The 21,643-nt window shown below is 71.5% G+C and carries 20 protein-coding genes and 1 tRNA gene; 3 read left to right on the top strand and 18 right to left on the bottom strand.

Going from position 1 to position 21,643, the window contains the following annotated elements; genetic code table 11:
* Position 1 precedes the first annotated feature (1 nt).
* The 6 genes from ABZ078_RS04250 to ABZ078_RS04225 all read right to left on the bottom strand — a co-directional run bounded on the left by ABZ078_RS04250 (position 2) and on the right by ABZ078_RS04225 (position 6,203).
* A complete protein-coding gene (locus ABZ078_RS04250) occupies positions 2-1,144 on the bottom strand; it encodes a type VII secretion target (protein ID WP_356571441.1) in 1,143 nt (380 codons plus the stop codon).
* A gap of 19 nt (positions 1,145-1,163) precedes the next feature.
* The gene (locus tag ABZ078_RS04245) at positions 1,164-1,574 is read right to left on the bottom strand and encodes a hypothetical protein (protein WP_356571439.1); all 411 of its coding nucleotides are present in this window, start codon (positions 1,572-1,574) and stop codon (positions 1,164-1,166) included.
* A gap of 142 nt (positions 1,575-1,716) precedes the next feature.
* On the bottom strand, positions 1,717-2,562 hold the full coding sequence (locus ABZ078_RS04240) for a DMT family transporter (protein ID WP_356571438.1): 846 nt from the start codon (positions 2,560-2,562) through the stop codon (positions 1,717-1,719).
* Positions 2,559-3,089 carry a YbaK/EbsC family protein gene (locus ABZ078_RS04235; RefSeq protein ID WP_356571436.1) on the bottom strand — a complete coding sequence of 177 codons (531 nt, stop codon included), beginning with the start codon at positions 3,087-3,089 and terminating at the stop codon, positions 2,559-2,561. Before ABZ078_RS04235 ends, ABZ078_RS04240 begins: the two co-directional genes overlap by 4 nt.
* 135 nt (positions 3,090-3,224) lie before the next feature.
* On the bottom strand, positions 3,225-5,459 hold the full coding sequence (locus ABZ078_RS04230) for an MMPL family transporter (protein ID WP_356571434.1): 2,235 nt from the start codon (positions 5,457-5,459) through the stop codon (positions 3,225-3,227).
* Positions 5,460-5,603: 144 nt separating this feature from the next.
* Entirely contained in the window at positions 5,604-6,203 is a 600-nt protein-coding gene (locus ABZ078_RS04225) for a TetR/AcrR family transcriptional regulator (protein WP_356571432.1), read from the bottom strand.
* Positions 6,204-6,393: 190 nt separating this feature from the next.
* On the opposite strand from ABZ078_RS04225, the gene ABZ078_RS04220 reads away from it, so the two are divergent.
* A complete protein-coding gene (locus tag ABZ078_RS04220) occupies positions 6,394-9,627 on the top strand; it encodes a S41 family peptidase (protein ID WP_356571430.1) in 3,234 nt (1,077 codons plus the stop codon).
* Positions 9,628-9,703: 76 nt separating this feature from the next.
* Here the strand turns inward: ABZ078_RS04220 and ABZ078_RS04215 are convergent, their stop codons facing one another.
* The 4 genes from ABZ078_RS04215 to ABZ078_RS04200 form a co-directional block, all read right to left on the bottom strand.
* Positions 9,704-9,880, bottom strand: a complete 177-nt coding sequence (locus ABZ078_RS04215) for a hypothetical protein (protein WP_356571428.1) — start codon at positions 9,878-9,880, stop codon at positions 9,704-9,706.
* 89 nt (positions 9,881-9,969) lie between these two features.
* The gene (locus tag ABZ078_RS04210; RefSeq protein ID WP_356571426.1) at positions 9,970-10,854 is read right to left on the bottom strand and encodes an SDR family oxidoreductase; all 885 of its coding nucleotides are present in this window, start codon (positions 10,852-10,854) and stop codon (positions 9,970-9,972) included.
* On the bottom strand, positions 10,851-11,858 hold the full coding sequence (locus tag ABZ078_RS04205; protein WP_356571424.1) for an alpha/beta hydrolase: 1,008 nt from the start codon (positions 11,856-11,858) through the stop codon (positions 10,851-10,853). The genes ABZ078_RS04210 and ABZ078_RS04205 overlap by 4 nt, the downstream gene beginning before the upstream one ends.
* Positions 11,855-13,354 (bottom strand): NAD(P)/FAD-dependent oxidoreductase, encoded by a 1,500-nt coding sequence (locus tag ABZ078_RS04200; protein ID WP_356571422.1) that lies wholly within the window; start codon positions 13,352-13,354, stop codon positions 11,855-11,857. Before ABZ078_RS04200 ends, ABZ078_RS04205 begins: the two co-directional genes overlap by 4 nt.
* Positions 13,355-13,487: 133 nt before the next feature.
* Here ABZ078_RS04200 and ABZ078_RS04195 point away from each other — a divergent pair, with 133 nt between their 5' ends.
* A complete protein-coding gene (locus ABZ078_RS04195; protein ID WP_356571420.1) occupies positions 13,488-14,204 on the top strand; it encodes a MerR family transcriptional regulator in 717 nt (238 codons plus the stop codon).
* On the opposite strand, the gene ABZ078_RS04190 is transcribed toward ABZ078_RS04195, so the two are convergent.
* Positions 14,201-15,004 (bottom strand): exodeoxyribonuclease III, encoded by an 804-nt coding sequence (locus tag ABZ078_RS04190; RefSeq protein WP_356571419.1) that lies wholly within the window; start codon positions 15,002-15,004, stop codon positions 14,201-14,203. The two genes, ABZ078_RS04195 and ABZ078_RS04190, sit on opposite strands and share 4 nt — an antisense overlap.
* A gap of 78 nt (positions 15,005-15,082) precedes the next feature.
* On the opposite strand from ABZ078_RS04190, the gene ABZ078_RS04185 reads away from it, so the two are divergent.
* The gene (locus ABZ078_RS04185; RefSeq protein WP_356571417.1) at positions 15,083-15,559 is read left to right on the top strand and encodes a GNAT family N-acetyltransferase; all 477 of its coding nucleotides are present in this window, start codon (positions 15,083-15,085) and stop codon (positions 15,557-15,559) included.
* Between the two features lie 33 nt (positions 15,560-15,592).
* On the opposite strand, the gene ABZ078_RS04180 is transcribed toward ABZ078_RS04185, so the two are convergent.
* The 7 genes from ABZ078_RS04180 to glp form a co-directional block, all read right to left on the bottom strand.
* Positions 15,593-16,843, bottom strand: coding sequence for an MFS transporter (locus ABZ078_RS04180; protein ID WP_356571415.1), 1,251 nt, complete (start codon positions 16,841-16,843; stop codon positions 15,593-15,595).
* 106 nt (positions 16,844-16,949) lie between these two features.
* A tRNA-Ala gene (locus ABZ078_RS04175) sits at positions 16,950-17,023 on the bottom strand.
* 86 nt (positions 17,024-17,109) lie between these two features.
* Positions 17,110-18,381, bottom strand: coding sequence for a gephyrin-like molybdotransferase receptor GlpR (gene glpR, locus ABZ078_RS04170; RefSeq protein ID WP_356571413.1), 1,272 nt, complete (start codon positions 18,379-18,381; stop codon positions 17,110-17,112).
* A 184-nt stretch (positions 18,382-18,565) separates the two neighbouring features.
* Positions 18,566-19,204, bottom strand: coding sequence for a GNAT family protein (locus ABZ078_RS04165; protein WP_356571411.1), 639 nt, complete (start codon positions 19,202-19,204; stop codon positions 18,566-18,568).
* A gap of 20 nt (positions 19,205-19,224) precedes the next feature.
* Entirely contained in the window at positions 19,225-19,725 is a 501-nt protein-coding gene (locus ABZ078_RS04160; RefSeq protein WP_356571410.1) for a MogA/MoaB family molybdenum cofactor biosynthesis protein, read from the bottom strand.
* Entirely contained in the window at positions 19,722-20,231 is a 510-nt protein-coding gene (moaC, locus tag ABZ078_RS04155; protein ID WP_356571408.1) for a cyclic pyranopterin monophosphate synthase MoaC, read from the bottom strand. Before moaC ends, ABZ078_RS04160 begins: the two co-directional genes overlap by 4 nt.
* Before the next feature lie 86 nt (positions 20,232-20,317).
* Positions 20,318-21,640, bottom strand: coding sequence for a gephyrin-like molybdotransferase Glp (gene glp, locus ABZ078_RS04150; protein ID WP_356571406.1), 1,323 nt, complete (start codon positions 21,638-21,640; stop codon positions 20,318-20,320).
* Positions 21,641-21,643: the final 3 nt, after the last annotated feature.

Here is a 21,643-nt window from a genome sequence, read left to right as displayed (position 1 = left end):
CTCAGGAGACCACCTGGTTGTCGTAGCCGGCGGAGCTGGCCTCGGGGAAGCCGTCGGCCGCCGAGAAGCCGTTGACCGCCACGGACATCGCCGCCCCGAGCGTGGTGATGGCCAGCATGGTCGCGTCGAACGCCTTCACCAGAGCGGCGAACCTCTGAATGATCATGACGGCCTGCGCCGCGGCCAGGGCGAACATGGCGACGGACGCCGCCTGCCCGCCGATCGGGATGGCGTTGACCGCCGTGGCCGCGGCCATGTTGGCCATCCAGATGATCGCCATGTCGGCGATGAAGACGACCCCGGCCTTCAGGATTTCGGCGAGCTGGAACACCTCCTGCGCCGCCGCGTTGTAGCAGGACTTCAGGGAATCGAAGGTCTCCTTGAAGTCGGCGAGTTTCTTGCTGAACTCGTCGAAGTAGACCTTCGCGGCGTCGTAGGCGTTGCCCTCCCAGGTCACGCCGACGTTTGTGGTGCCCTTCTTCAGGTTCGCGGCCACCGCGTCGCAGAACGAGCCGAGCTTTCCCCAGACTTCGGCGCAGTCCTTGTATGTGTTCCAGTCACCCAGAACCCAGTTGTTGATCTCGCCGAAGATGTCGACGCCGAAGAGGAGCTTCACCGCCTCCACGGCCACGGTCGACGGGCTGCCCAGGTCCATGATGGTGCCGAGGGTCTTCTGGACCGGGTTCATGTTGTATTCGTCGACGTGTCCCTGGGCGTACTTGACCAGCGGGTTGTCGCTGTCCCCCTCGGGCTTCTTCAGGAGGCCGGAGGCGTCCTGCGCATCGGCGAAGTCGCTTCCGTTGCCGCCTGCGGACGGTGCGCCCCCGCCCCCCTTGGAGCCCGGGTAGGTGGCGTCCATCTTCGCGGCTTCTTCCGCGTCCGTCTCACGGTAGTACTTGGCGGACTTGGACAGTTCCGTCCGCGAGGAGTTGAGGACGCTCTGTACTTTCCCCAGGGCCTTCTTGGCGGAGTCCACGTACTGGTCGTGGTCCCCTGCGACGAGATCCCAGAGTTGCCCTCCGACCGCCTTGTCGATCTGTGTGTTGTTGCTCGCGAACTCCACGGCCTTGGCGGCGTCGTCGGCGCCCCGCCCGACGAGCGAGGCGAAGCCCTGGATGGCATCCGGTTCTACTCGAAAACCCACGGTTGGTTCCCCGCCCCCGTCAGTACAGTGACCAGCCCCGGCCGTCGTGCCGGGACTTGTTGCTGCCGCCCTTGTCCGGCGCCGCGCGTCGTTCCTCGTCGATCTGTTCCTGCTCCGCCGCGATCAGACGCCTGCCCTCGGCGGCCAACTCCTCGCGCTGGGCCTCGGAGAGCGAGGCCCACTTCTCCGCCATGGGGGCCGCCTGCTCGATCAACTGGTCGGCGTACGCGGACACGTTCGCCGCGTCCCGCAGGCCGGCCCGCCCGGAGAGGACCTCCTGCGCCATCTCCTTCAGGGCGTCGCCGCCGTGCCCCGCGGCGAGGGTCTCCAGGGACTTGCGCAGCAGTCTCGCCTGCGCCGGGTCGCCCTGGGACATCTCCAGGAGTTCGGAGTCGTCGAATTGCTTGCCCGAGTCCGGACTCTCGGCCACATGTCCTCCTTTGGGCAGATCACAGATGCCGTCCCGTGTGAATCTAGGGTGCCTGGACCGACACCGTCGATGCCCTGGAATCACAGATCCGTCACAGACCCCGCGCGTGGCGGAGGCGTCGGCGTGATCCGAACGACAGGCCCTAGCCCGCGTGCAACATCATCCCGATCCCCACCACCACCAGCGCCGCCGCCGCGATCCGGGGCGCACCGAACCGCTCCTTGAAGAACACGGCCCCGATGGCGGCCCCCACGATGATCGAGGACTCCCGCAGCGCGGCGATCGGCGCCAGCTCCGCCTTCGTCTGCGCCCACAACACCAGCGCGTACGCGGCGACGGACAGCGCGGCGCCGAGCAGGCCGAGGGCGGCGAACGGGCGCAGGACGGCCACGGTTCGGCCACGCCAGCGCCAGACGGCGTACGCCGGAATCGCGAGGCCCTCCACCACCATCAGCCAGGCGATGTAGCCGAGGGAGGACCCGGAGGCCCGTACGCCGAGCCCGTCGATCACGGTGTACGCAGCGATGCTCAGCCCGGTCGCCAACGCGGCGCCGATCGCCGCCCAGTCGGGCCGGTGCCCGCGCAGCCCCCACAGGGCGACGCCGGTGAGTCCCGCACAGGAGAAGGCGATCCCGGCGGCGGCCCACCCGTCCGGCACCTCGTGCGCGACGACGGCGGCGAGCACGGCGACGACGAGCGGCGCGCTGCCACGTGCGAGGGGGTAGGCCAGCCCGAAGTCTCCGAGCCGGAAGGACTTCATGAGCAGCACGAAGTAGACGATGTGGACGAGGGCGGAGGCCAGCAGATACGGCCATGCCTTCGCCGCCGGGAACGCCGCGAAGGGCGCGAGGGCCGCGCCGATCAGCACCCCGCCGCCGGCTATCAACGTGAACGCCACCAGCTTGTCGGTGATCCGGTGGGCGATGGCGTTCCAACTGGCGTGCGTGACCGCCGCCAGCAGAACGGCGGCGGTGACCAGCGGGGTCACGAAGTCGGCGGCTGCGGCTGCTCGCGCACGTCCACCACGGTGGCGCCGGCGTGCACGACGAGGTCCTCGGGCGCCATGGGGAACACGGCGTGCGGGTTGCCCGCGGCGGCCCACACGACCTCGTGCTCCAGCAGCGACCGATCGGCGAGCACCCGCGTCTTGGTACGGTGCCCGAAGGGCGGTACGCCCCCGATGGCGTACCCGGTGCTCTCCCGTACGACGTCCGCCTTGGCCCGCGTGACCTTCTCGACGCCGAGCTCCTCGCGGACGAGGTCCACGTCGACCCGCGAGGCCCCGTCCATCAGCACCAGCACCGGCGCCCCGTCCGCCGCGAAGATCAGCGACTTGCAGATCTGACTCAGCTCGCACCCGATCGCGGCGGCGGCCTCGGCGGCGGTACGGGTCGCGTCCGGGAACCGGCGGATCCGCCCGTGCAGCTCGCTGAGCCCCAACTCTTCGAGTGCCTCGGCGAAAAGGGGATGGGCTCCGGAGGCACCGGTCCGGTCAGGCTCGTCGGTCGTCGTCATGCACGGCACGCTAGCGGCGCGTGTACGGCACACGCGAACAGGTTTCGGCCGGCGCTGGGGTCCGGGAAGGGAAGCCGGTGAGGGCATCCCGTCCCCACGGAGCCGTCACCGGCCGGTCTGCTCAAGGGCGGCTGGTCAGACGCGCGCCAGTGCGCGGTCCTCGTCGGGGTCGGTGTTCTTCCCCGTTTCCGCCCGCGCCCGCAGGCCCTCGCCCTCCACATCCACGTTCGGCAGGGCGCGGTCCAGCCACTTCGGCAGCCACCAGGCCCGCTTGCCGAGCAGGGCCAGGACCGCCGGGACGACGGCCATCCGCACGACGAAGGCGTCGAAGAAGACCGCGATCGCCAGGCCGAAGCCGATCATCTTGACCATGGACTCGGACGAGCCGATGAAGCCCGCGAAGACCGCCATCATGATCACGGCCGCGGCCGTGACGACCCTCGCGCCGTGCTTGAAGCCGGTCACCACCGCCTGGCTCGGCTTCTCGCCATGGACGTACGCCTCGCGCATCCGCGTCACGAGGAACACCTCGTAGTCCATCGCCAGGCCGAAGACCACGCCGACCATGAAGATCGGCATCATGGACATCACCGGGCCGGTCTCCTCCACGCCCATGAGGCCCGCGAGCCAGCCCCACTGGAAGACCGCGACCACCGCGCCGAGTGCCGCCATGACGCTCAGCAGGAAGCCGAGCGCCGCCTTCAGCGGGACCAGGATCGAGCGGAAGACCAGGATCAGCAGGAGGAAGGCCAGGCCCACGACCAGGGCCAGATACGGCAGCAGCGCGTCGTTCAGCTTCTGCGAGACGTCGATGTTCATCGCCGTCGAGCCGGTGACCAGCACGGTCGCGTCCGTGTCGGCCTTCACCTGCGCGCCCTTGTCGCGGATGGCGTGGACGAGGTCCTCCGTCGTCACGGAGGAGGGCTTGGCGTCCGGGATCACCGTGATCGTCGCCGTGTCGCCCGCCTTGTTGGGCGTCGCCGGCGTCACCGTCACGACGTTCTCGATCCCCTTGATGTCGTCGCCGACGTCCTTGAACACGGCGTTCGGGTCGTCGCTGTCCTTGGCGTCGACCACGACCATCAGCGGGCCGTTGAAGCCGGGTCCGAAACCCTCGGAGAGCAGGTCGTAGGCGCGGCGCTGGGTCGTGGACGTCGGCTGCGAACCGTCGTCGGGCAGACCCAGCTCCAGGGAGGTCGCGGGGACGGCGGCCGCGCCGAGGCCGATGACACCCAGCAGCAGCACGGCGATCGGGCGGCGTACGACGAAGCCGGCCCAGCGGGTGCCCATGTTCGGCTTGGCCTGGCCGGAGGCGGCCTTCTTCTCCGCCCGGTCGCCGCCCATCCACCGGCTTTTCTTTCCGGCGGGCCGCACCTTGCGGCCGGCGTAGCCGAGCAGGGCCGGGATCATCGTCAGCGCGATGAGCACCGCGATCACGACCGTGCCCGCGGCCGCGACGCCCATCTTCGTCAGCATCGGGATGTTGACGACGGACAGGCCGACCAGCGCGATCACCACGGTCAGGCCGGCGAAGACCACCGCCGAGCCCGCGGTGCCGACGGCCCGGCCGGCCGCATCCTCGCGCTCGCGTCCCTCGGCCAGCTCGGCGCGGTAGCGGGAGACGATGAACAGGGCGTAGTCGATGCCGACCGCGAGGCCGATCATCATCGCCAGCGTCGAGGTCGTGGAGCCCAGCTCCAGCGCGTCGGCCAGGGCGGTGATCGTCGAGATGCCGATGCCGACGCCGATCAGGGCGGTCAGCAGCGGGAGCCCGGCCGCGATCAGCGAGCCGAAGGTGATGACGAGGACGACCGCGGCGACCGCGATGCCGATGATCTCGGTGGTGCCGGTCTCGGGTGTCGTCTGGAGCGCGTCACCGCCGACCTCCACGGTCAGCCCGGCGTCCCGCGCGTCCTGTGCGGCGTCCTGGAGCGCCTCCCGGGAGGAGTCCTTCAGCTCCATGCCGGAGACGTCGTACCGCACCGACGCGTACGCGATCGTGCTGTCCCGGCTGACGGCCTTGGCCGTGTACGGGTCGGCGACGGAGACCACCTCGGAGCCGTCGGACAGCTCCTTGACGGTCTCCTCGACGGTCGCCTTGTTGGCGGCGTCCGTCATCTTCTGACCGTCCGGCGCCTTGAAGACGACCCGGGCGGTGGCGCCGTCGGCACTCATGCCGGGGAAGCGCTGCTCCAGCAGGTCGAACGCCTTCTGCGCCTCGGTGCCGGGGATCGAGAAGGACGTGGAGCCCGCGGTGGGGGCGCCGGCCGCGCCGACGCCCGCGAGGGCGAGCAGCGCGACCCATATGAGGGCGACGAAATGCCGTCGCCTGAAGGCGAGCCGGCCGAGTTTGTAGAGAAACGTGGCCACGGAGGCGTCTCCCGGTCAGGTCGTGGGTCGGTTCTTGGGCAGGGGTGATCAGCCCGACGACGTGAGCGGTTACGTCAGGTGGAGGGCTTGCTCAGGGAACTCGTCAGCGACGGGGATCAGCTGACGGGAATCAGTCGAGGGGAATCAGTTGACGGGAACGCCGAGGGCGGGGAGGACCACGGCGTCGATGTACGACATGAGGAACGCCTGCGTCGGCGGCCGGTCGTCGATCAGGGTGCGGGTGGCGAAGGCGCCGACGAGCATGTGCACCACGTAGTCCAGCGCCGGGCAGTCGGCGCGGACCTCGCCGCGGTCGACGGCCCTTTGCACGACCCGGTGGAACTCCTCCATCTCCGGTTCGATCAGCAGTTCCTTGAACGCCGTCAGAAGGTCCGGGTTGGCGTGCACCGCCATGAACAGCCCGCGCATCAGCGCGGCGTTCTGCTGCATGGAGCAGTCGTCCTCGCGTGCCGTCAGGGCGTGGAGGTCGCCCCGCAGGGATCCGGTGTCGATGTCGGAGATGCTGCCCGGCTTGTTGTGCCGGATCGCCTTCGCCACCAGCTCCGGCTTGCCGCCCCACTGGCGGTAGAGCGTCGCCTTGCTGGACCGGGTGCGGGCCGCCACGGCGTCCATGGTGAGGGCGTCGTAGCCCACCTCCCGGAGCAGGTCGAGCACGGCCTCGTACAGCTCGGCCTCACGCTCAGGGGTGATACGACTGCGACGGCCCGTTGCGGCCTCGGTCACCGTTCTCACCTTCCCACTCCGAACGACCCGGTTCCGAACGACACGGTTTCGTACACCAAGAAGGTACCCCACCCTCAAGCGAAACGAAACGGTTTCGTTCGTGTTCTGGGTCACGCGAGCCGCCGCACACCGACGACCGACCCGTTTCGCACGACTTGCCCCTGTCCGCCCCGGGGCAAAGCATGGGGAGGTGAGTTACCTGCGCCTACCGCACCTGAGCGGCGATCTGCTGTGCTTCGTGGCCGAGGACGACCTGTGGCTGGCCCCTCTCGACAGCCCGGGCCGCGCCTGGCGGCTCACCGTGGACCGCACCAAGACCGGCCACCCCCGCTTCTCCCCCGACGGCCGGCACATCGCGTACACGAGCTGGCGCAGCCTGGTCCCCGAGATCCACCTGGTCCCGGTGGACGGCGGCCCGGGCACCCAGCTCACCCACTGGGGCTCGGCGGACACCCAGGTGTGCGGCTGGACACCGGACGGCGTGATCCTCGCGGTCGCCTCCCACGGCGAGCCCTTCTCCCACTTCACCTGGGCCTACAAGGTCCGCCCCGACGGCGACCCCGGCCGCAAGCTCCCCTGGGGCCCCTGCTCCGACATCCAGGTCGCCGACCTCGACGGCGAGCGCAAAACCCTGCTCCTGACCGGCACCCCACCGCACGAGCCGGCCGCCTGGAAGCGTTACCGGGGCGGGGCGACGGGCCGACTGTGGCTGCACGGCGAACGCCTGCTCCCGGACATCGGCGGCCACCTGCACTCCCCCATGTTCGTCGGCGGCCGCATCGCCTTCCTCTCCGACCACGAGGGGGTCGGCAACCTCTACTCCTGCGCCTACGACGGCTCCGACCTGCGCCGGCACACCGACCACGACGCCTTCTACGCCCGCCACGCCTCCGGTGACGGCACCCGGGTGGTGTACCAGTGCGCGGGCGACCTGTGGATCGTGGACGACCTCGCCGCCGACTCCCGGCCCCGCAAGCTCGACGTACGGCTGAGCGGGCCGGGCGCGGGACGCCGTATGTACCAGGTGCCCGCCGCCCAGCACGTCGACGGCATCTCCGTCGACGAGACGGGCCGCGCGAGCGCCGTCGTCGTACGGGGCAGCCTGTACTGGCTGACCCACCGGGACGGCCCGGCCCGCACCATCACCGACACCCCCGGCGTCCGGGTCCGGCTCCCGGAGATGCTCGGCTCGGCCGGCCAGGTCGCGTATGTGACGGACGCGGAGGGCGAGGACGCCATCGAGATCGCCTACCTTCCGCGGGCGACGGGCGACCGCGAGCCGCGGCGGCTGGCCTCGGGCGAGCTGGGCCGGGTGCTGGAGATGGTCGCCGACCCGAACGGGGAGCGCCTCGCGATCGCCGCGCACGACGGACGGCTGCTGCTCCTCGACGTGACGGAGGACTCCGACGGCGAGGTCACCGAGCTGATCCGGTCGGTCAACGGGCCGGTGCGGGACCTGGCGTTCTCCCCGGACGGGACCTGGCTGACGTGGTCGCATCCGGGGATCGGCCGCTCCCTGCGCCAGATCAAGCTGGCCCGGATCAAGGACCGTCTGATCGTCGACGTCACCAACGGACGCTTCGAGGACGAGAACCCGGTGTTCACCCGGGACGGCCGCTACCTGGCCTTCCTCTCCTGGCGCGGTTTCGACCCGGTCTACGACGTCCACACCGGCGACCTCTCCTTCCCCCTCGGCTGCCGCCCCTACCTGGTCCCGCTGTCCTCCGCGACCCCCTCCCCCTTCGCCCTGAACCCCGAGGGCCGCCCCGCGGCCGGTGGCCTGGACCCGGTGGAGGACGAGGAGGGCGGCGAGGCGGGGACGACGACCGTCGAGGCCGAGGGGCTGGAGAGCAGGGTCACCCCGTTCCCGGTCGCCGCCTCCAAGTACTCCGCTCTGCACCCGGTCGCGGGCGGCGGGCTGGTCTGGCTGCGCTGGCCGATCTCGGGCGCGCTCGGCGAGACGTTCGCCAACCCGGACGACACGACGGGGCGGCCGACCCTCGAACACTTCACCATCAGCAAGGCGAAGAAGTCCGAACTCGTCGACCATCTCGACTGGTTCGCGGTGAGCGGCGACGGCACCCGCCTGGTCCTGCTGGACGAGGGCGACCTGCGCGCGGTGCCCGCCACCGAGACCGGCGACAGCGACACGACGGTCTGGATCGACTCGCGCCGCATCCTGCACAAGGTGGACCCGACGGCGGAGTGGAGGCAGGCGTACGAGGAGGCGGGCCGGCTGATCAGGGCGTACTTCTGGGAGCCGGGGATGTGCGGCATCGACTGGGACGCGGTCCTCGCCCAGTACCGCCCGCTGGTCGAACGGGTCGCCTCGCCCGACGAGTTCGCGGACCTGCTGCGCGAGGTGCTGGGCGAACTCGGCACCTCGCACGCCTACGTCGCGGCCGCCCGCCGCAACGAGGGCCCGCCGCACTACCAGCGCTGGCAGGGCCTGCTGGGCGCCAACTTCGTACGCCGGGAGGAGGGTTGGGTGGTCAAGCGCATCCTGCCCGGCGAGTCGTCCGACTCCAAGGCCCGCTCCCCGCTGGCGGGCACCGGCATCAGAGACGGCGCGGTCCTCACCCACGTCGACGGCCGCCCGGTGGACCCGGTGACTGGGCCGTACCCCCTGCTGGCCGGCTCCGGCGGCACGACGGTCGAGTTGACCTTCACCCCGGCGGAGGGCGCAACGGGCCGGGCCCGGCGGGTGGCGGTGGTCCCGCTGGTCGACGAACGCCCGCTGCGCTACCAGGACTGGGTCGCCAAACGCCGTGCCGTGGTACGGGAGTTGAGCGGCGGCCGCTGCGGCTATCTGCACATCCCGGACATGGGCGGCTCGGGCTGGGCCCAGTTCAACCGGGACCTGCGCATGGAGATGTCGCGCCCCGCGCTGATCGTCGACGTACGCGGCAACGCGGGCGGCCACATCAGCGAACTGGTCGTGGAGAAGCTGACCCGCACGATCCTGGGCTGGGACCTCACGCGCAACGCCCAGCCGGTGTCGTACGCCTCGAACGCGCCCCGCGGCCCGGTGGTCGCCCTGGCCGACGAGGCGACGTCCTCGGACGGCGACATGATCACGGCCGCCTTCAAGCTCCTCAAACTGGGCCCGGTCGTCGGCCAGCGCACCTGGGGCGGAGTCGTCGGCATGACCGGCCGCCACCGCCTGGGCGACGGCACGGTGATCACGGTCCCGATGAACGCGGCGTGGTTCGACGCGTACGGCTGGTCCATCGAGAACAGGGGCGTGACCCCCGACGTGGAGGTCCTGCGCACCCCGCTGGACTGGGCCGAGGGCCGCCACGCCCAACTGGCGGACGCGGTGGAACTGGCCCTGGAGCTGCTGGAGACCAACCCGCCGGCGACGCCCCCGGACTACGCACACGTTCCCAACCGGTCGCGACCAGAGCTTCCCCCGCGCTCTTGAGGAACGCGAACGCGGGGCGCCCACCCGAACAGGGGGCACCCCGCGTTCATCGGCTCAAGCCGAGCGCAGCGGCGGGCTACCGGTCGTAGTCCTCGTCGAAGCGCTCCTCGTCCTCACGCTCACGCGTCCGCTCCGGCTCCTCGTCGCGCTGCGGCCGCTGCTGACGCCCGCGCTGCTGAGCCTGCTCCCGGGCCTGCTGCGCACGCTGCTGGAGCTGCTCGGACTTCTCCTGGAACTGGTCCTTCATGCCCATGTGGGTTCACTCCCGTAGTGGGTGGGGGGGTAGGCCCCTCGATGGGGCCTCGACCAGATTCACACGGGCGATTACCCCCCGCATGTCGATCAGTCACGCCGAGTGATCCGCTCCTGCTCATCGGCGGCGCCGCCCGCCCCGACCAGCCCCGTCCGCATCCCCTCCAGCCGCCCCGCGAACCGCCGCATCTCCCGCTGCCCCACGGTCCCGATGATCGCCGGCAGATATCCGCGCACGCCCTGCATCCCGCGCAGCCACCACTGCCCGTACACATGGCCGGCCCGCCGCTCGATGCCGGCCACGATCCGGTCGACCGCCGGCCCCAGCGGATAGGTCTTGTTGGACGGCCACGGCAGCCGCTGCCTCAACTCCCGCATGACGTCGTCCTGATCGGCCCCGCGCACCATGTCGGTGTCGGTCCAGGACAGGTACCCGACCCCCACCCGCACGCCCCGGTGGCCGACTTCGGCCCGCAGACTGTGCGCGTACGCCTCCACGCCCGACTTGGACGCGCAGTACGCGGTCATCATCGGCGCCGGGGTGATCGCCGCGAGCGAGGCGATCTGGAGCAGATACCCCCGGCTCTCCATCAGCACCGGCAGGAACGCCCTCGCCGTCACCGCGGATCCGATGAGGTTGACCTCGATGACCCGCCGCCACGCCTCGGGATCGGAGTCGGCGAACGGCCCGCCGGTCGCCACGCCCGCGTTGGCCACCACGATGTCGACCTTCCCGAACCGCTCCTTGACCTCCCGGGCCACCCGCGCCATCGCCTCGTGGTCGGTGACGTCGGCGTACCAGTGGTCGCTGTCGCCGTGCAGCCGCTCGGAGACCTGCTTGAGGGCGTCCGGCTCCAGCCCGACGAGTGCCACCTTCGCGCCGCGCGCGGAGAGCTTGCGGGCGAGCAGCTCCCCGACGCCGCGCGCCGCTCCGGTGACGACGGCGACCTGTCCTTCGAGGCTCACCCTGCTCATGCGCCCTCCTTCACCTGCGGGTACGTGCCGACCTGCGGGTACGTGCCGACCTGTGGGTACGTGCCGACCTGCGGGTACGTGTCGTCCTGCGGGTACGTCCGGTCCCGCGCGTACGCCGTGACGAGTTCCCGTATCCGTCCGGTCACCAGCTCGGGTGCCTCGACCGGTGTCATGTGCCCGAGGCCGGGAAGTTCGGTGACGCCGAGGCAGTTGGGCAGCGCGGCGGCCAGCGAGCGCGCGTGCACCGGCGGGGTCAGCCGGTCGGCCGTGCCGACGATCACGGCGGTCGGCGCCGCCAACTCCCGTACCCCGTGGTCGAGATCGAGCAGGTCGAGCACGTGCGACCAGGCGTGGCGCACCTTGCGTGGACAGGCGTGCACGATCCGCGCGCACGCCTCGACCATGTGCGGGGCCGAACCGCGGCCCATCGTCGCGTACTTGAGGATCGCCCTGGCGACCGGCGTGACCGGCCCGAGCGGCGCCCGCGAGCCGAGGACGCGCTGGGTCAGCCAGGTCCGCGGCCGCCCCGGCCGCATCGGCAGGACCGTCGACTCGGCGACCAGCCGCGAGGCGCCCGTGCTGCACAGCAGAACGGCGGCCGCGTGCTCCCGCAGCGCCGGGCGGCCGGCGGCGGCCATCACCGTCATGCCGCCCATCGAGTGCCCGGCGATCACCACCTGCTCGCCGGGTGCGAGGGTCGCCTTCAGTACGGCTTCGAGATCGTCGGCGAGGGCGTCGGCGCTGCACGCCGGGCTCGCCGGGCTGCGTCCGTGGCCGCGCTGGTCGTAGGCGATGACCCGGTGGTCGACGGCGAGGTCGCGTATCTGCGCCGCCCAGAAGGCGGTCGAGCAGGTCCAGCCGTGCGCGAGGACCACGGCGGGGGCGTCCTGCGGGCCGTGCACCTCTATGTGCAGGCGCGCTCCGTCGGCGGACTCGGCCGTCAGCTCACGGGCGGGGGCGGGCGGGGCGTACGGCCCGGACTTCACGTGCATGAGACGGCTCACGCGGTCACCTCGGCGCTCTCCTTGACGGTGGCTCGCACCACGGCGTACTCCGACAGGTCCACGCGCCGCGTGGCCCGCCGGAACTCGGTCGTCGTACCGGGCCAGATGGTGGTGTTGCGGCCGTTCACGTCGAGGTACCAGCTCGTGCAACCGCCCGTGTTCCACACGGTCCGCTTCATGCGGTCCTGCACCCGCCGGTTCCAGGCGTGCACGGCGCTCGGCCGCGCGTCCAGGGCCACCCGGCCACCGAGGACGTCCAACTGCCGCACGAAGTCGGCCAGGTAGTTCAGCTGGGACTCGATCATCAGGATCATGGACGAGTTCCCGAGTCCCGTGTTGGGCCCGATGAGCGTCATCCAGTTGGGGAACCCGGCGGCGGACGCGCCCCGCAGCGCCTCCATCCCGCCCTTCCACACCTCGGCGAGCGTCCTGCCCTCCGCGCCCACCACCCGCTCGGCGATGGGCATGTCGGTGACATGGAACCCCGTGCCGAAGACGATCGCGTCGACCTCGGCCTCGCTGCCGTCCGCGGCGACGAGGGTCGAGCCGCGGACCTCGCTCAGGCCGCCGGCGACGAGGTCCACGTTCGCCTGGGCGAGCGCCGGGTAGTACTCGCTGCTCAGCAGGATCCGCTTGCAGCCGATGCGGTAGTCGGGCGTCAGCTTGGCGCGCAGGGCCGGGTCCTTGATGGAGCGGGCCATGTTGCGCTTGGCGAGCCGCTCGACCAACCCGAGCTCGCCGGGCCGCTTGGTGAACGCCTGGACCTGCAACTCCCGGATGCCCCACAGCAGTCCGCGGCGCAGCTGCGCGGTGACGGGCAGGGCCCGGTGCAGGGCGCGCTCGGCGCCGCTGATGGCGCGGTCGATGCGGGGCATGACCCACGGCGGGGTGCGCTGGAAAAGGGTCAGCCGGGAGACCTCGGGCTGGATGGCCGGCACGATCTGGATGGCGGAGGCGCCGGTGCCGACCATGGCGACGCGCTTGCCGCGCAGGTCGTAGTCGTGGTCCCAGCGGGCGGAGTGGAAGACCTTGCCGGGGAAGGACTCCAGCCCCGGGATGTCGGGGATCTTGGGGTCCGACAGCGGCCCGGTGGCGGAGACGACGAGGTCGGCCGACAGCTCCCCGCCGGTGGTCTCGATGTCCCAGCACAGCCGCTCGCCGTTCCAGGTCATCCGCTTCACCTCCGAGTCGAAGCGGATGTGGGGGCGCAGTCCGAAGACGTCCGTGACGTGCTCCAGGTAGGCGCGGATGTGCTCCTGCCCGGAGAAGGTGCGCGGCCAGTCGGGATTGGGGGCGAAGGAGAACGAGTACAGATGGGACGGCACGTCGCACGCGCACCCCGGATAGCTGTTGTCCCGCCAGGTCCCGCCGACGCTGCCGGCGCGCTCCAGGACGACGAAGTCGGTGATGCCCTCGCGCCGCAGCCGGACGGCGGCCCCCAGCCCGCCGAACCCGGACCCGACCACCGCGACCCGCACATGTTCGCGTTCGGCCATGCCTGTGCCTCCACACTTCACCCGGAACCATGCCAGTGAACACTGGCGCATTGGGGAGAGTAGAGGAGGACCGTACCGGCCGGTAGGGGGCCGGCCGAGGAAAGTTACCCTCGGTACGAACTAAGGTGCCCAGGTGACCGAGAAGCGTGAATACCGCATGGAGGAGCTGGCCCGCCTGGCCGGCATCACGGTGCGCACCCTGCGCTTCTACCGCGAACGCAAGCTGATCCCGCCGCCTCGCCGCGAGGGCCGTATCGCCTGGTACGACGACCACCACCTGGCCCGCCTGCGCACGATCGCGGCCCTGCTGGAACGCGGCCACACCCTCAGCGGCATCGCGGAACTGGCGGAGGCCCTCGACAACGGCCGGGACGTCGCCGACCTCCTCGGCGTCGCCGCCCCCACCGAGGAGGAGCCGGTCCGCCTCACCCCCGAGGAGCTCGCCGCCCGCTTCGAGGGCCAGGTCACCCCCGAGAACCTCGCCGCCGCCCTGGAACTCGGCTACCTCGGCACCGACGGCGACGAGATCGTCCACATCAGCCGCCGCCTCCTGGACGTCTCCTCGGCCCTGGTCCGCGAGGGCATCCCGCTCGCGGAGGTCCTGGCGGCCGGCAAGCGGGTACGGGAACACGTCGACGAGCTGGCGGAGCTGTTCGCCGACCTGGTCCTGCGTCACACCCACGAGGAGGACCTGCACCGCCTGCGCCCGCTCGCCCGGAGCGTGGTGGAGGCGGAACTCTCCCTGGCCCTGGACCGGCGACTGCGCAAGCAGAACGAACGGGACAAGCAGGATGAGCGGGACGAGCGCGACGAGCGCGACGAGCGCGACGAGCGCGACGAGCGCGACTAACGGTCGTAGACCACCGTCACCGGCGCGTGGTCCGACCAGCGCTCGGCATGCGTCGCCGCGCGCTCGACGTACCCCTTGAGCGCCTTGGCGGCCAGCCCCGGCGTGGCGACGTGGTAGTCGATGCGCCATCCGGTGTCGTTGTCGAAGGCCCGCCCGCGGTACGACCACCACGAGTACGGCCCCTCCACCTCCGGATGCAGCGCCCGTACGACGTCGACATAGCCGCCGTCCGCCGGGTCGAGCACCCGGGAGAGCCACTCCCGCTCCTCCGGCAGGAAGCCGGAGCTCTTGGTGTTGCCGCGCCAGTTCCTCAGGTCGGCCTTCTGGTGGGCGATGTTCCAGTCGCCGCAGACGAGGACCTCGCGGCCGTCGGCGGCGGCACGCTCGCGCAGGGCCTTCAGGTGGGCGAGGAACTCGCCCATGAAGCGGACCTTCTCGTCCTGCCGTTCGGTGCCGACCTCGCCGGAGGGCAGGTAGAGGGAGGCGACCGTCACGCCCGGCAGATCGGCCTCGACGTAACGCCCGCTGTCGTCGAACTCACTCGACCCGAAGCCGACCTGGATGCGGTCGGGCTCGCGGCGGGTGTAGAGGGAGACGCCGGCCCGGCCCTTGGCGGCCGCGGGCGCGTGCACGACGTGCCAGCCGTCGGGCGTGCGGACCTGCTCCGGCAGCTGCTGCGGCTCGGCGCGCACCTCCTGCAGGCACAGCACATCGGCCTCGGTACCGGCGAGCCACTCCACGAAGCCCTTCTTCGCGGCGGCCCGCAGCCCGTTCACATTCACAGAGGTCACAGTGAGCACCCCGGCACGATACCGGCACACTGGAACGGGTCCGGTTCTGGATCCCCCACGAAATTGAACTGATATACGGTATTTGGCATGGACATACGCCGGGTCTCCTTCGACCACCCCGACGCCCTCAAGCTCAACGACCAAGTCCAGGCGGAGTACGGCGTCCGCTACGGCGACGACGGGGACGCCACTCCCCTCGCTCCGACGGACTTCGACCCGCCGAACGGCCTGTACCTGATCGCGTACGACGCGCTCGGCAGCCCCGTCGCCTCCGGCGGCTGGCGCACCCAGGACGAGAACGGCGAGGGCAATGCGGACGGGGACGCCGAGCTGAAGCGGATGTACGTCATCGAGGAGATGCGCGGGCGGGGCCTGGCGCGACGCATCCTGGCCGCCCTGGAGGAGGACGCGCGGGCGGCGGGGCGCAGGCGCATGGTGCTGGAGACCGGGGCCAAGCAGCCGGAGGCGGTGGCGCTGTACACGTCCAGCGGGTACGAGCCGTGCGAGAAGTTCGGTTACTACCGCTTCCATGAGCTGAGCCTGTGTTACGCCAAGGCGCTGTGACGCGGCCCGGCGTCAGCCTTCCGACGTCCGCCATCAGCCGTCAGCAGCACGCCGGTTGACGCGATACACGTCCCGCACGCACAGGTTGAGGACGACGGCGGCGGCGACGAGACCGGCGCAGGCCACCAGCACGCCCCGGTTGTCCCACATGCCGACCGCGAAGGCGGTCAGCAGATAGCCGAGCGGAATGGCCAGCCGTTCGCCGACACTGTTGAACGCGCTCATACGCCCCAACTCGCCCTGCGGCACATGCTGCTGGAAGGCGGTCGCCCACGCGACGATCGCCACGTCCAGCCCGACCCCCGCGAGGAACGTGGCCGACATCACCCAGGGCAGCGGCAGTTGCCAGCCCAGCGCGAGCAACGGCGCGGCGAGCGGCAGACTAGCCACGACGGACACCATGAGCAGGCGGTACGGACGCCAGCGCAGGCACACCACCGTCCCGCCCAGCAGCCCCGCCGCGAACGCGCCCTGCACGAGCCCCCAGTCCCGCGCCCCCGCGTAGTGCTGCGCGGCGACGACGGGCCCGAGCAGCTGGAACCCCGCCAGCCACGCGGCGACGAGGACGGCCCCGGCCGCCGTGTAGGTCCACAGCCACGTCCGCGACCAGAAGCCGGACCATCCCTCGCGCAGATCGCCGAGCGCACTGGTGACGGTGACGGGCGCGTCCAGACGCAGCCCGAACAGAAGTACGGCGGCCACGGCGAACGTCAGCCCGTCCCAGGCCAGCGCCCAGGCCGGACCGCTGACCGCGACGACGACTCCGCCGATGGCCGGCCCCAGCACCTTGACCGCGTTGCCCGGCAGCCTGAGCAGGGCGTTGGCCTGCTGCAACTGCTCCGCGGGGACGATCTGGCCCACGGCGCCCTGCGCGGCGGGCACGGTGAAGGCCAGCGCCGTCCCCGAGACGAAACCGCAGGCGGCGATGGAGGTCGTCGAGGCATGGTCTGTGGCGACGATCACAGCGAGCGCTCCCTGGGCGGCGGCCGCCACCAGATTGCCCAGGAACAGCATCCGGCTGCGGGACAGCCGGTCCGCGAGCACTCCGCCCACAAGGAGGAACAGGACGGTCGGCACGGTGTTCGTGGCCAGTACCAGTCCGAGGTCCCCGGCGCCGCCGCCCTCCCCGATCACGGAGTAGGCGAGCGCGAGCGGTGCCATGGCGGAGCCGGTGGCGGAGACGAGGTTGGCCAACAGGAACCGCCGGAAGGCCGCGTTCCGCAGCGGCGCCGAGCGGCTCACCGGTAACTCTGCGGCGACCTTCTCCACGCTGCCCCTCGACATGCTCCCCCTCGACACGCTGCGCCCGGGACACGAAAAGATCCCGCCCGATCAACTGATCGGACGGGATCTCGCCAACTCCCCGAGTTTCCTTGGAGAGTCGTTGCTGTGGACCTGAGGGGATTTGAACCCCTGGCCCCCTCGATGCGAACGAGGTGCGCTACCGGACTGCGCCACAGGCCCTTGCAACGAGTGAAACTTTAGCACCCCGATCGGCCTGCTTGAAAATCCGTTCCTGGTCGGCCGCCCCGCCGCCATCCGACCGCCGGCTACTCGTTCGCCGCCCGCGGTCGGTCGCCGTCCTCGTACTGGTCGAACAGCGGCGTACGACCCCGCTCACGTGCCCGGCGGGCGGAGGCGGCCGTGGGGTTCCCCCCGCGCGAGCGGGTTCGAGCGTGCGGGAGGGCGTCGCCGCGGCCACCGCCCTCGGCCTGCTCCTCGCCGCGAGCCGGGTCCGCGGACTCCGCGCGCCGCGCGGAACCGTCCCCGGCGTCGACGCCCGTCTCCCGGTCCCGCGCGACGGAACTGGACCGCGCCGAGCTCCACGCGTCCGGCGCTCCGAGATCCACGTCGGAGGTGGCCCGCGGAGCGACCGGGGCGGTCACGTACGTCGGCAACGGCACCGGGACCGGATCCCAGCTCTCTCCTTGCCCCGGCCGCCGCTGCCGCTCGCGCTGCTGGTCGACCCACTCGGCGTGATCGGTCTGCTCGACGAGGGCGCGCCGGTCCGCGGCGAGCGCGGCCAGCCCGGTGTCCGTGCCTGGTTCGGGCCCCTCGTCGGACTCGTCGACGCCGTCACCGCCGTCGGCGGTGCCGCGCCGGCGCGACTGGCGGGCGTGCTCACGCAGCCGCTGCGCGGCGGCCTCGGCCTGGCGCCGGTCCATCTGGTACGCGAAGCGGCGGCGCTCCTGGGAGCGCAGGTACGCGATGTAGCCACTGAGCAGTACGGCGGGAACGCCTGGCGCCCACAGGAACGCGAGCCCTCCGATCGCGGCGACGATCGTGCCCAGCGTGAAGGCGAGGAAGAGCATCATCGTGGTGCGCCGTCGGCGCGCGAGCACCTTCGAGCGCCGGGCCCGTGCCGCGGCCGCCTCCGCGGACGGGGGACGCCGGGCGGCGGGCACCCGCTTGCGTTCCTGGTTCGCGGGGCCGGCGCCCGGCTCGGGTGCGCCGGCGTTGCCGCGTTCCGGTGCCGGTCTGGACCCGTGTTCGGGCGCCTGCGCCTGGACCGCCGCCGACTGGACCGCCGCCTGGGTCTGCGGACGGGTCGGAGGTACGGCGAAGGCCCGGACGTCCACCGACTCGGTGACATCGTCCGGGTCATCGGCGCCGGGCTCCCCCTCGTCGGCGGAGCGCGCGCGCAGGTCCTTGGCGTATCGGCGCTCCATCCCCGCCCGTCCGGACAGCAACCGGATGGCTGTGCTGAAGCGTTCCGTCGGACGGGCCTCGTTCAGCTCGTCCTGCCTACGGAGCCACATCGGCACCAAGTAGGCGGCCCAGGCCCCGACAATGACTGCGTAGATGAGGCCGCTGCTGCTCACGCCTCACACGGTAGAGGGGTTTGCGTGAGGCCATCTGCCAATTGAGCCGGTGTGTCGCACGATCTGGCTGATATTTCGAACTTTTTTTGTGACCGATGCGATCAGCAGGCCGCCGAGGGCGCGAATTTAATGCCCCGAGCCGGTCATCCGGCGATCAATTTCGAACACTTATTCAATTTCCGGGCTACGCGGGATTCCCCTGGGTGTTGTTCTGCGGCTTCGTCCGCGGTGCCCGCTGTGAGCCTGCCCGGTGCCAGCGGCTCAGCAACCCTTCCGGCACCTCTTCCGCCGTGAGCGCGAAGACGAGATGGTCGCGCCAGGCGCCGTCGATGTGGAGATAACGCGGCCGCAGCCCCTCCTCGCGGAATCCGAGTTTCTCCACGACCCGCCGGCTGGGCCCGTTCTCCGGGCGAATGCAGACCTCGATGCGGTGCAGGCCGACGGTGCGGAAACAGTGGTCCACGACGAGGGCCACGGCGGTCGGCATCACCCCGCGGCCCGCCACCGCTTCGTCCACCCAGTAACCGACGTGCCCCGAACACATCGAGCCCCAGGTGATCCCGGCGACCGTCAACTGCCCGACCAGCCGCCCCTGGTACTCGATGACGAACGGCAGCATCCGGCCCGCGTTCGCCTCGGACCGCAGGTGCCGGACCATCTGGCGGTAGGTCGGCCGGTGCACGATCGGCCCGCTGGGCGTGGGCGGCGGAATCGTCGCCTCCCAGGGGCGCAGCCAGTCGCGGTTGCGCCGGTTGACCTCGCGCCAGACCCGTTGGTCGCGCATCTTTATCGGCCGGAGGACGACCTCGCCGTCCCGCAGCACGACGGGCCAGGATGGGCTGTTCAGCTCGCACCCCCCGTGCTGGGTCTGGGGTGGTCGCCGCCGCGGATCTGGTCGACGGCGTGGGCCAGGAGAGGCTCCAGGACGGCCAGGCCGTCCTTGACCCCGCCGGTCGAACCCGGCAGGTTGACGATCAGCGTCCCCCGCGCCACTCCCGCCAGGCCCCGTGACAGCACCGCGGTCGGCACCTTCTCCCGTCCGAACGCCCGGATGGCCTCCGCGATGCCCGGCACCTCGTGGTCGATCACCGCGCGGGTCGCCTCGGGGGTGCGGTCGGTGGGTGAGAGACCGGTGCCGCCCGTGGTCACGATGACGTCGTACCCGGCGTCGACACCGGCACTCAGGGCGGCCCCGACCGGGTCTCCGTCCGGCACGACCTGCGGCCCGTCGACGGCGAACCCGAAGCGCCTGAGGCCGTCGGCGATCAGCGGGCCGCCCTTGTCCTCGTAGACCCCGGCGGCGGCCCGGTTGGAGGCGGTGACCACAAGAGCGCGATACGTCATGCCCGGCTCCAGTCGCCCGACTTACCGCCCGTCTTCTCCTCGACCCGCACGTCCGTGATGACCGCTCCCTTGTCGACCGCCTTCACCATGTCGATCACGGTGAGCGCGGCGACCGAGACCGCCGTGAGGGCTTCCATCTCCACGCCCGTGCGGTCGGTGGTCTTCACGGTCGCCTGGATCTCCACGGCGTCGTCCGCGACCGACAGGTCCAGTTTCACACCGGACACCGCGAGCGGGTGGCACAGCGGGATCAGGTCCGGCGTGCGCTTGGCGCCCATGATGCCCGCGATGCGCGCGGTGGCGAGGGCGTCCCCCTTGGGGACCCCCTCGCCGCGCAGCAGCTCGACCACACGGGGCGAGACGAGGACGCGTCCGCTGGCGCGGGCCGTGCGCGCGGTCACGTCCTTCTCCGAGACGTCGACCATGCGGGCCGCGCCCGCGTCGTCGATGTGCGTGAGTCGGTCCTGCGTGAGTCGGTCCTGCGTGGGTCGGTCGTGCGTGCTCATGCTCGTGTGGCGCTCCCGGTCCGGGCCCGTCGCGGTGCGGCGCACGGGCCTGCTGTGCGCGACACGGTACCGCCAACCAGCGGGGCTCAGCCGAGCAGGACCACCTCGATCTCGGCGCCGGGCTCGACGCTCCGCACGTCCTCGGGGACGACGATCAGCGCGTCCGCGTGGGCGAGGGCGGCGATCAGATGGGAGCCGGCGCCGCCGACCGGCCGCACCTCACCGTCGGCGTACGTCCCGCGCAGGAACTGTCTGCGCCCCTTCGGGGAGGTCAGCGCCTCGTCCGCCACGAGGGTCGCCCTGGTACGCGGCCGGTGGACGTCCTCCAGGCCCATCAGGGTGCGGATCGCGGGGCGCACGAACAGCTCGAAGGAGACGTACGACGACACCGGGTTGCCCGGGAGCGCGAGCAGCGGGATGTGGTCGGGACCGATGGAGCCGAAGCCCTGGGGCTTGCCGGGCTGCATGGCGAGCTTGCGGAACTCGACGCCGCTGCCGGCCTCGTCCTCGTCGCCGACGTACGACAGCGCCTCCTTGACCACGTCGTACGCCCCGACGCTCACGCCGCCGGTGGTGACCATGAGGTCAGCGCGGACGAGCTGGTCCTCGATGGTGGACCGGAGCGTCTCGGCGTCGTCGGCGACGGCGCCGACACGGTAGGCGATGGCGCCGGCGTCACGGGCCGCCGCGGTGAGGGCGAAGCTGTTGGAGTCGTAGATCTGGCCGTCGGCCAGTTCCTCGTCGGGCTGGACGAGTTCGCTGCCGGTGGACAGCACGACCACGCGCGGGCGCGGGCGCACCCGTACCGTGCCGCGTCCGATCGCGGCGAGCAGGGCGATCTGCGACGGCCCGAGGACCGTACCGGCTTCGAGCGCCCGGTCGCCGGCCTTCACGTCGCTGCCCTTAGCGCGTACGTGCGCGCGTGCCTCGGCCTGGCGGTACACGTGCACCTGGCCGCCGGCGCCTTCGGGGGCCAGGCTGCGGGCGCGCATCCCGGTCACCGGGCCCTCGCCGAGGCCGCCGTCGGTCCATTCGACGGGTACGACGGTCTCGGCGCCCGGGGGCAGCGGGGCGCCGGTCATGATGCGGGCCGCCTGGCCGGGGCCCACGTGGAGCAGTTCGGACTGGCCCGCCGCGACGTCCCCGACGACCTCCAAGGCGGCCGGGAACTCCTCGCTCGCGCCCGCGACATCCGCGACCCGCACCGCGTACCCGTCCATGGAGCTGTTGTCGAACGGGGGCAGGGACACCGGCACCGTGACGTCCTCGACCAGGACGCAGCCCTGGGCGTCGAGCAGTTGCAGCTCGATGGGTTCGAGGGGGCGGACGGTCGCGAGGATGTCCTCCAGGTGTTCGTCCACGGACCACAGGTGGTCCGGGCCGATGGTGCGGGGCGCGGCGGTGCTCAACTC

Source organism: Streptomyces sp. NPDC006385, from assembly GCF_040612485.1.
Lineage (GTDB): Bacteria > Actinomycetota > Actinomycetes > Streptomycetales > Streptomycetaceae > Streptomyces.
Note: the sequence above shows the minus strand (reverse complement) of the source record. Positions and strands in the feature narration are given on the sequence as shown.

Excerpts from the sequence above, each read along its gene's own strand:
- ABZ078_RS04235 (WP_356571436.1), bottom strand. The coding sequence starts at position 3,089 with ATGACGACGACCGACGAGCCTGACCGGACCGGTGCCTCCGGAGCCCAT.
- ABZ078_RS04215 (WP_356571428.1), bottom strand. The coding sequence starts at position 9,880 with ATGGGCATGAAGGACCAGTTCCAGGAGAAGTCCGAGCAGCTCCAGCAG.
- ABZ078_RS04210 (WP_356571426.1), bottom strand. The coding sequence starts at position 10,854 with ATGAGCAGGGTGAGCCTCGAAGGACAGGTCGCCGTCGTCACCGGAGCG.
- ABZ078_RS04200 (WP_356571422.1), bottom strand. The coding sequence starts at position 13,354 with ATGGCCGAACGCGAACATGTGCGGGTCGCGGTGGTCGGGTCCGGGTTC.
- ABZ078_RS04185 (WP_356571417.1), top strand. The coding sequence starts at position 15,083 with ATGGACATACGCCGGGTCTCCTTCGACCACCCCGACGCCCTCAAGCTC.
- ABZ078_RS04180 (WP_356571415.1), bottom strand. The coding sequence starts at position 16,843 with ATGTCGAGGGGCAGCGTGGAGAAGGTCGCCGCAGAGTTACCGGTGAGC.
- ABZ078_RS04160 (WP_356571410.1), bottom strand. The coding sequence starts at position 19,725 with ATGACGTATCGCGCTCTTGTGGTCACCGCCTCCAACCGGGCCGCCGCC.
- moaC (WP_356571408.1), bottom strand. The coding sequence starts at position 20,231 with ATGAGCACGCACGACCGACCCACGCAGGACCGACTCACGCAGGACCGA.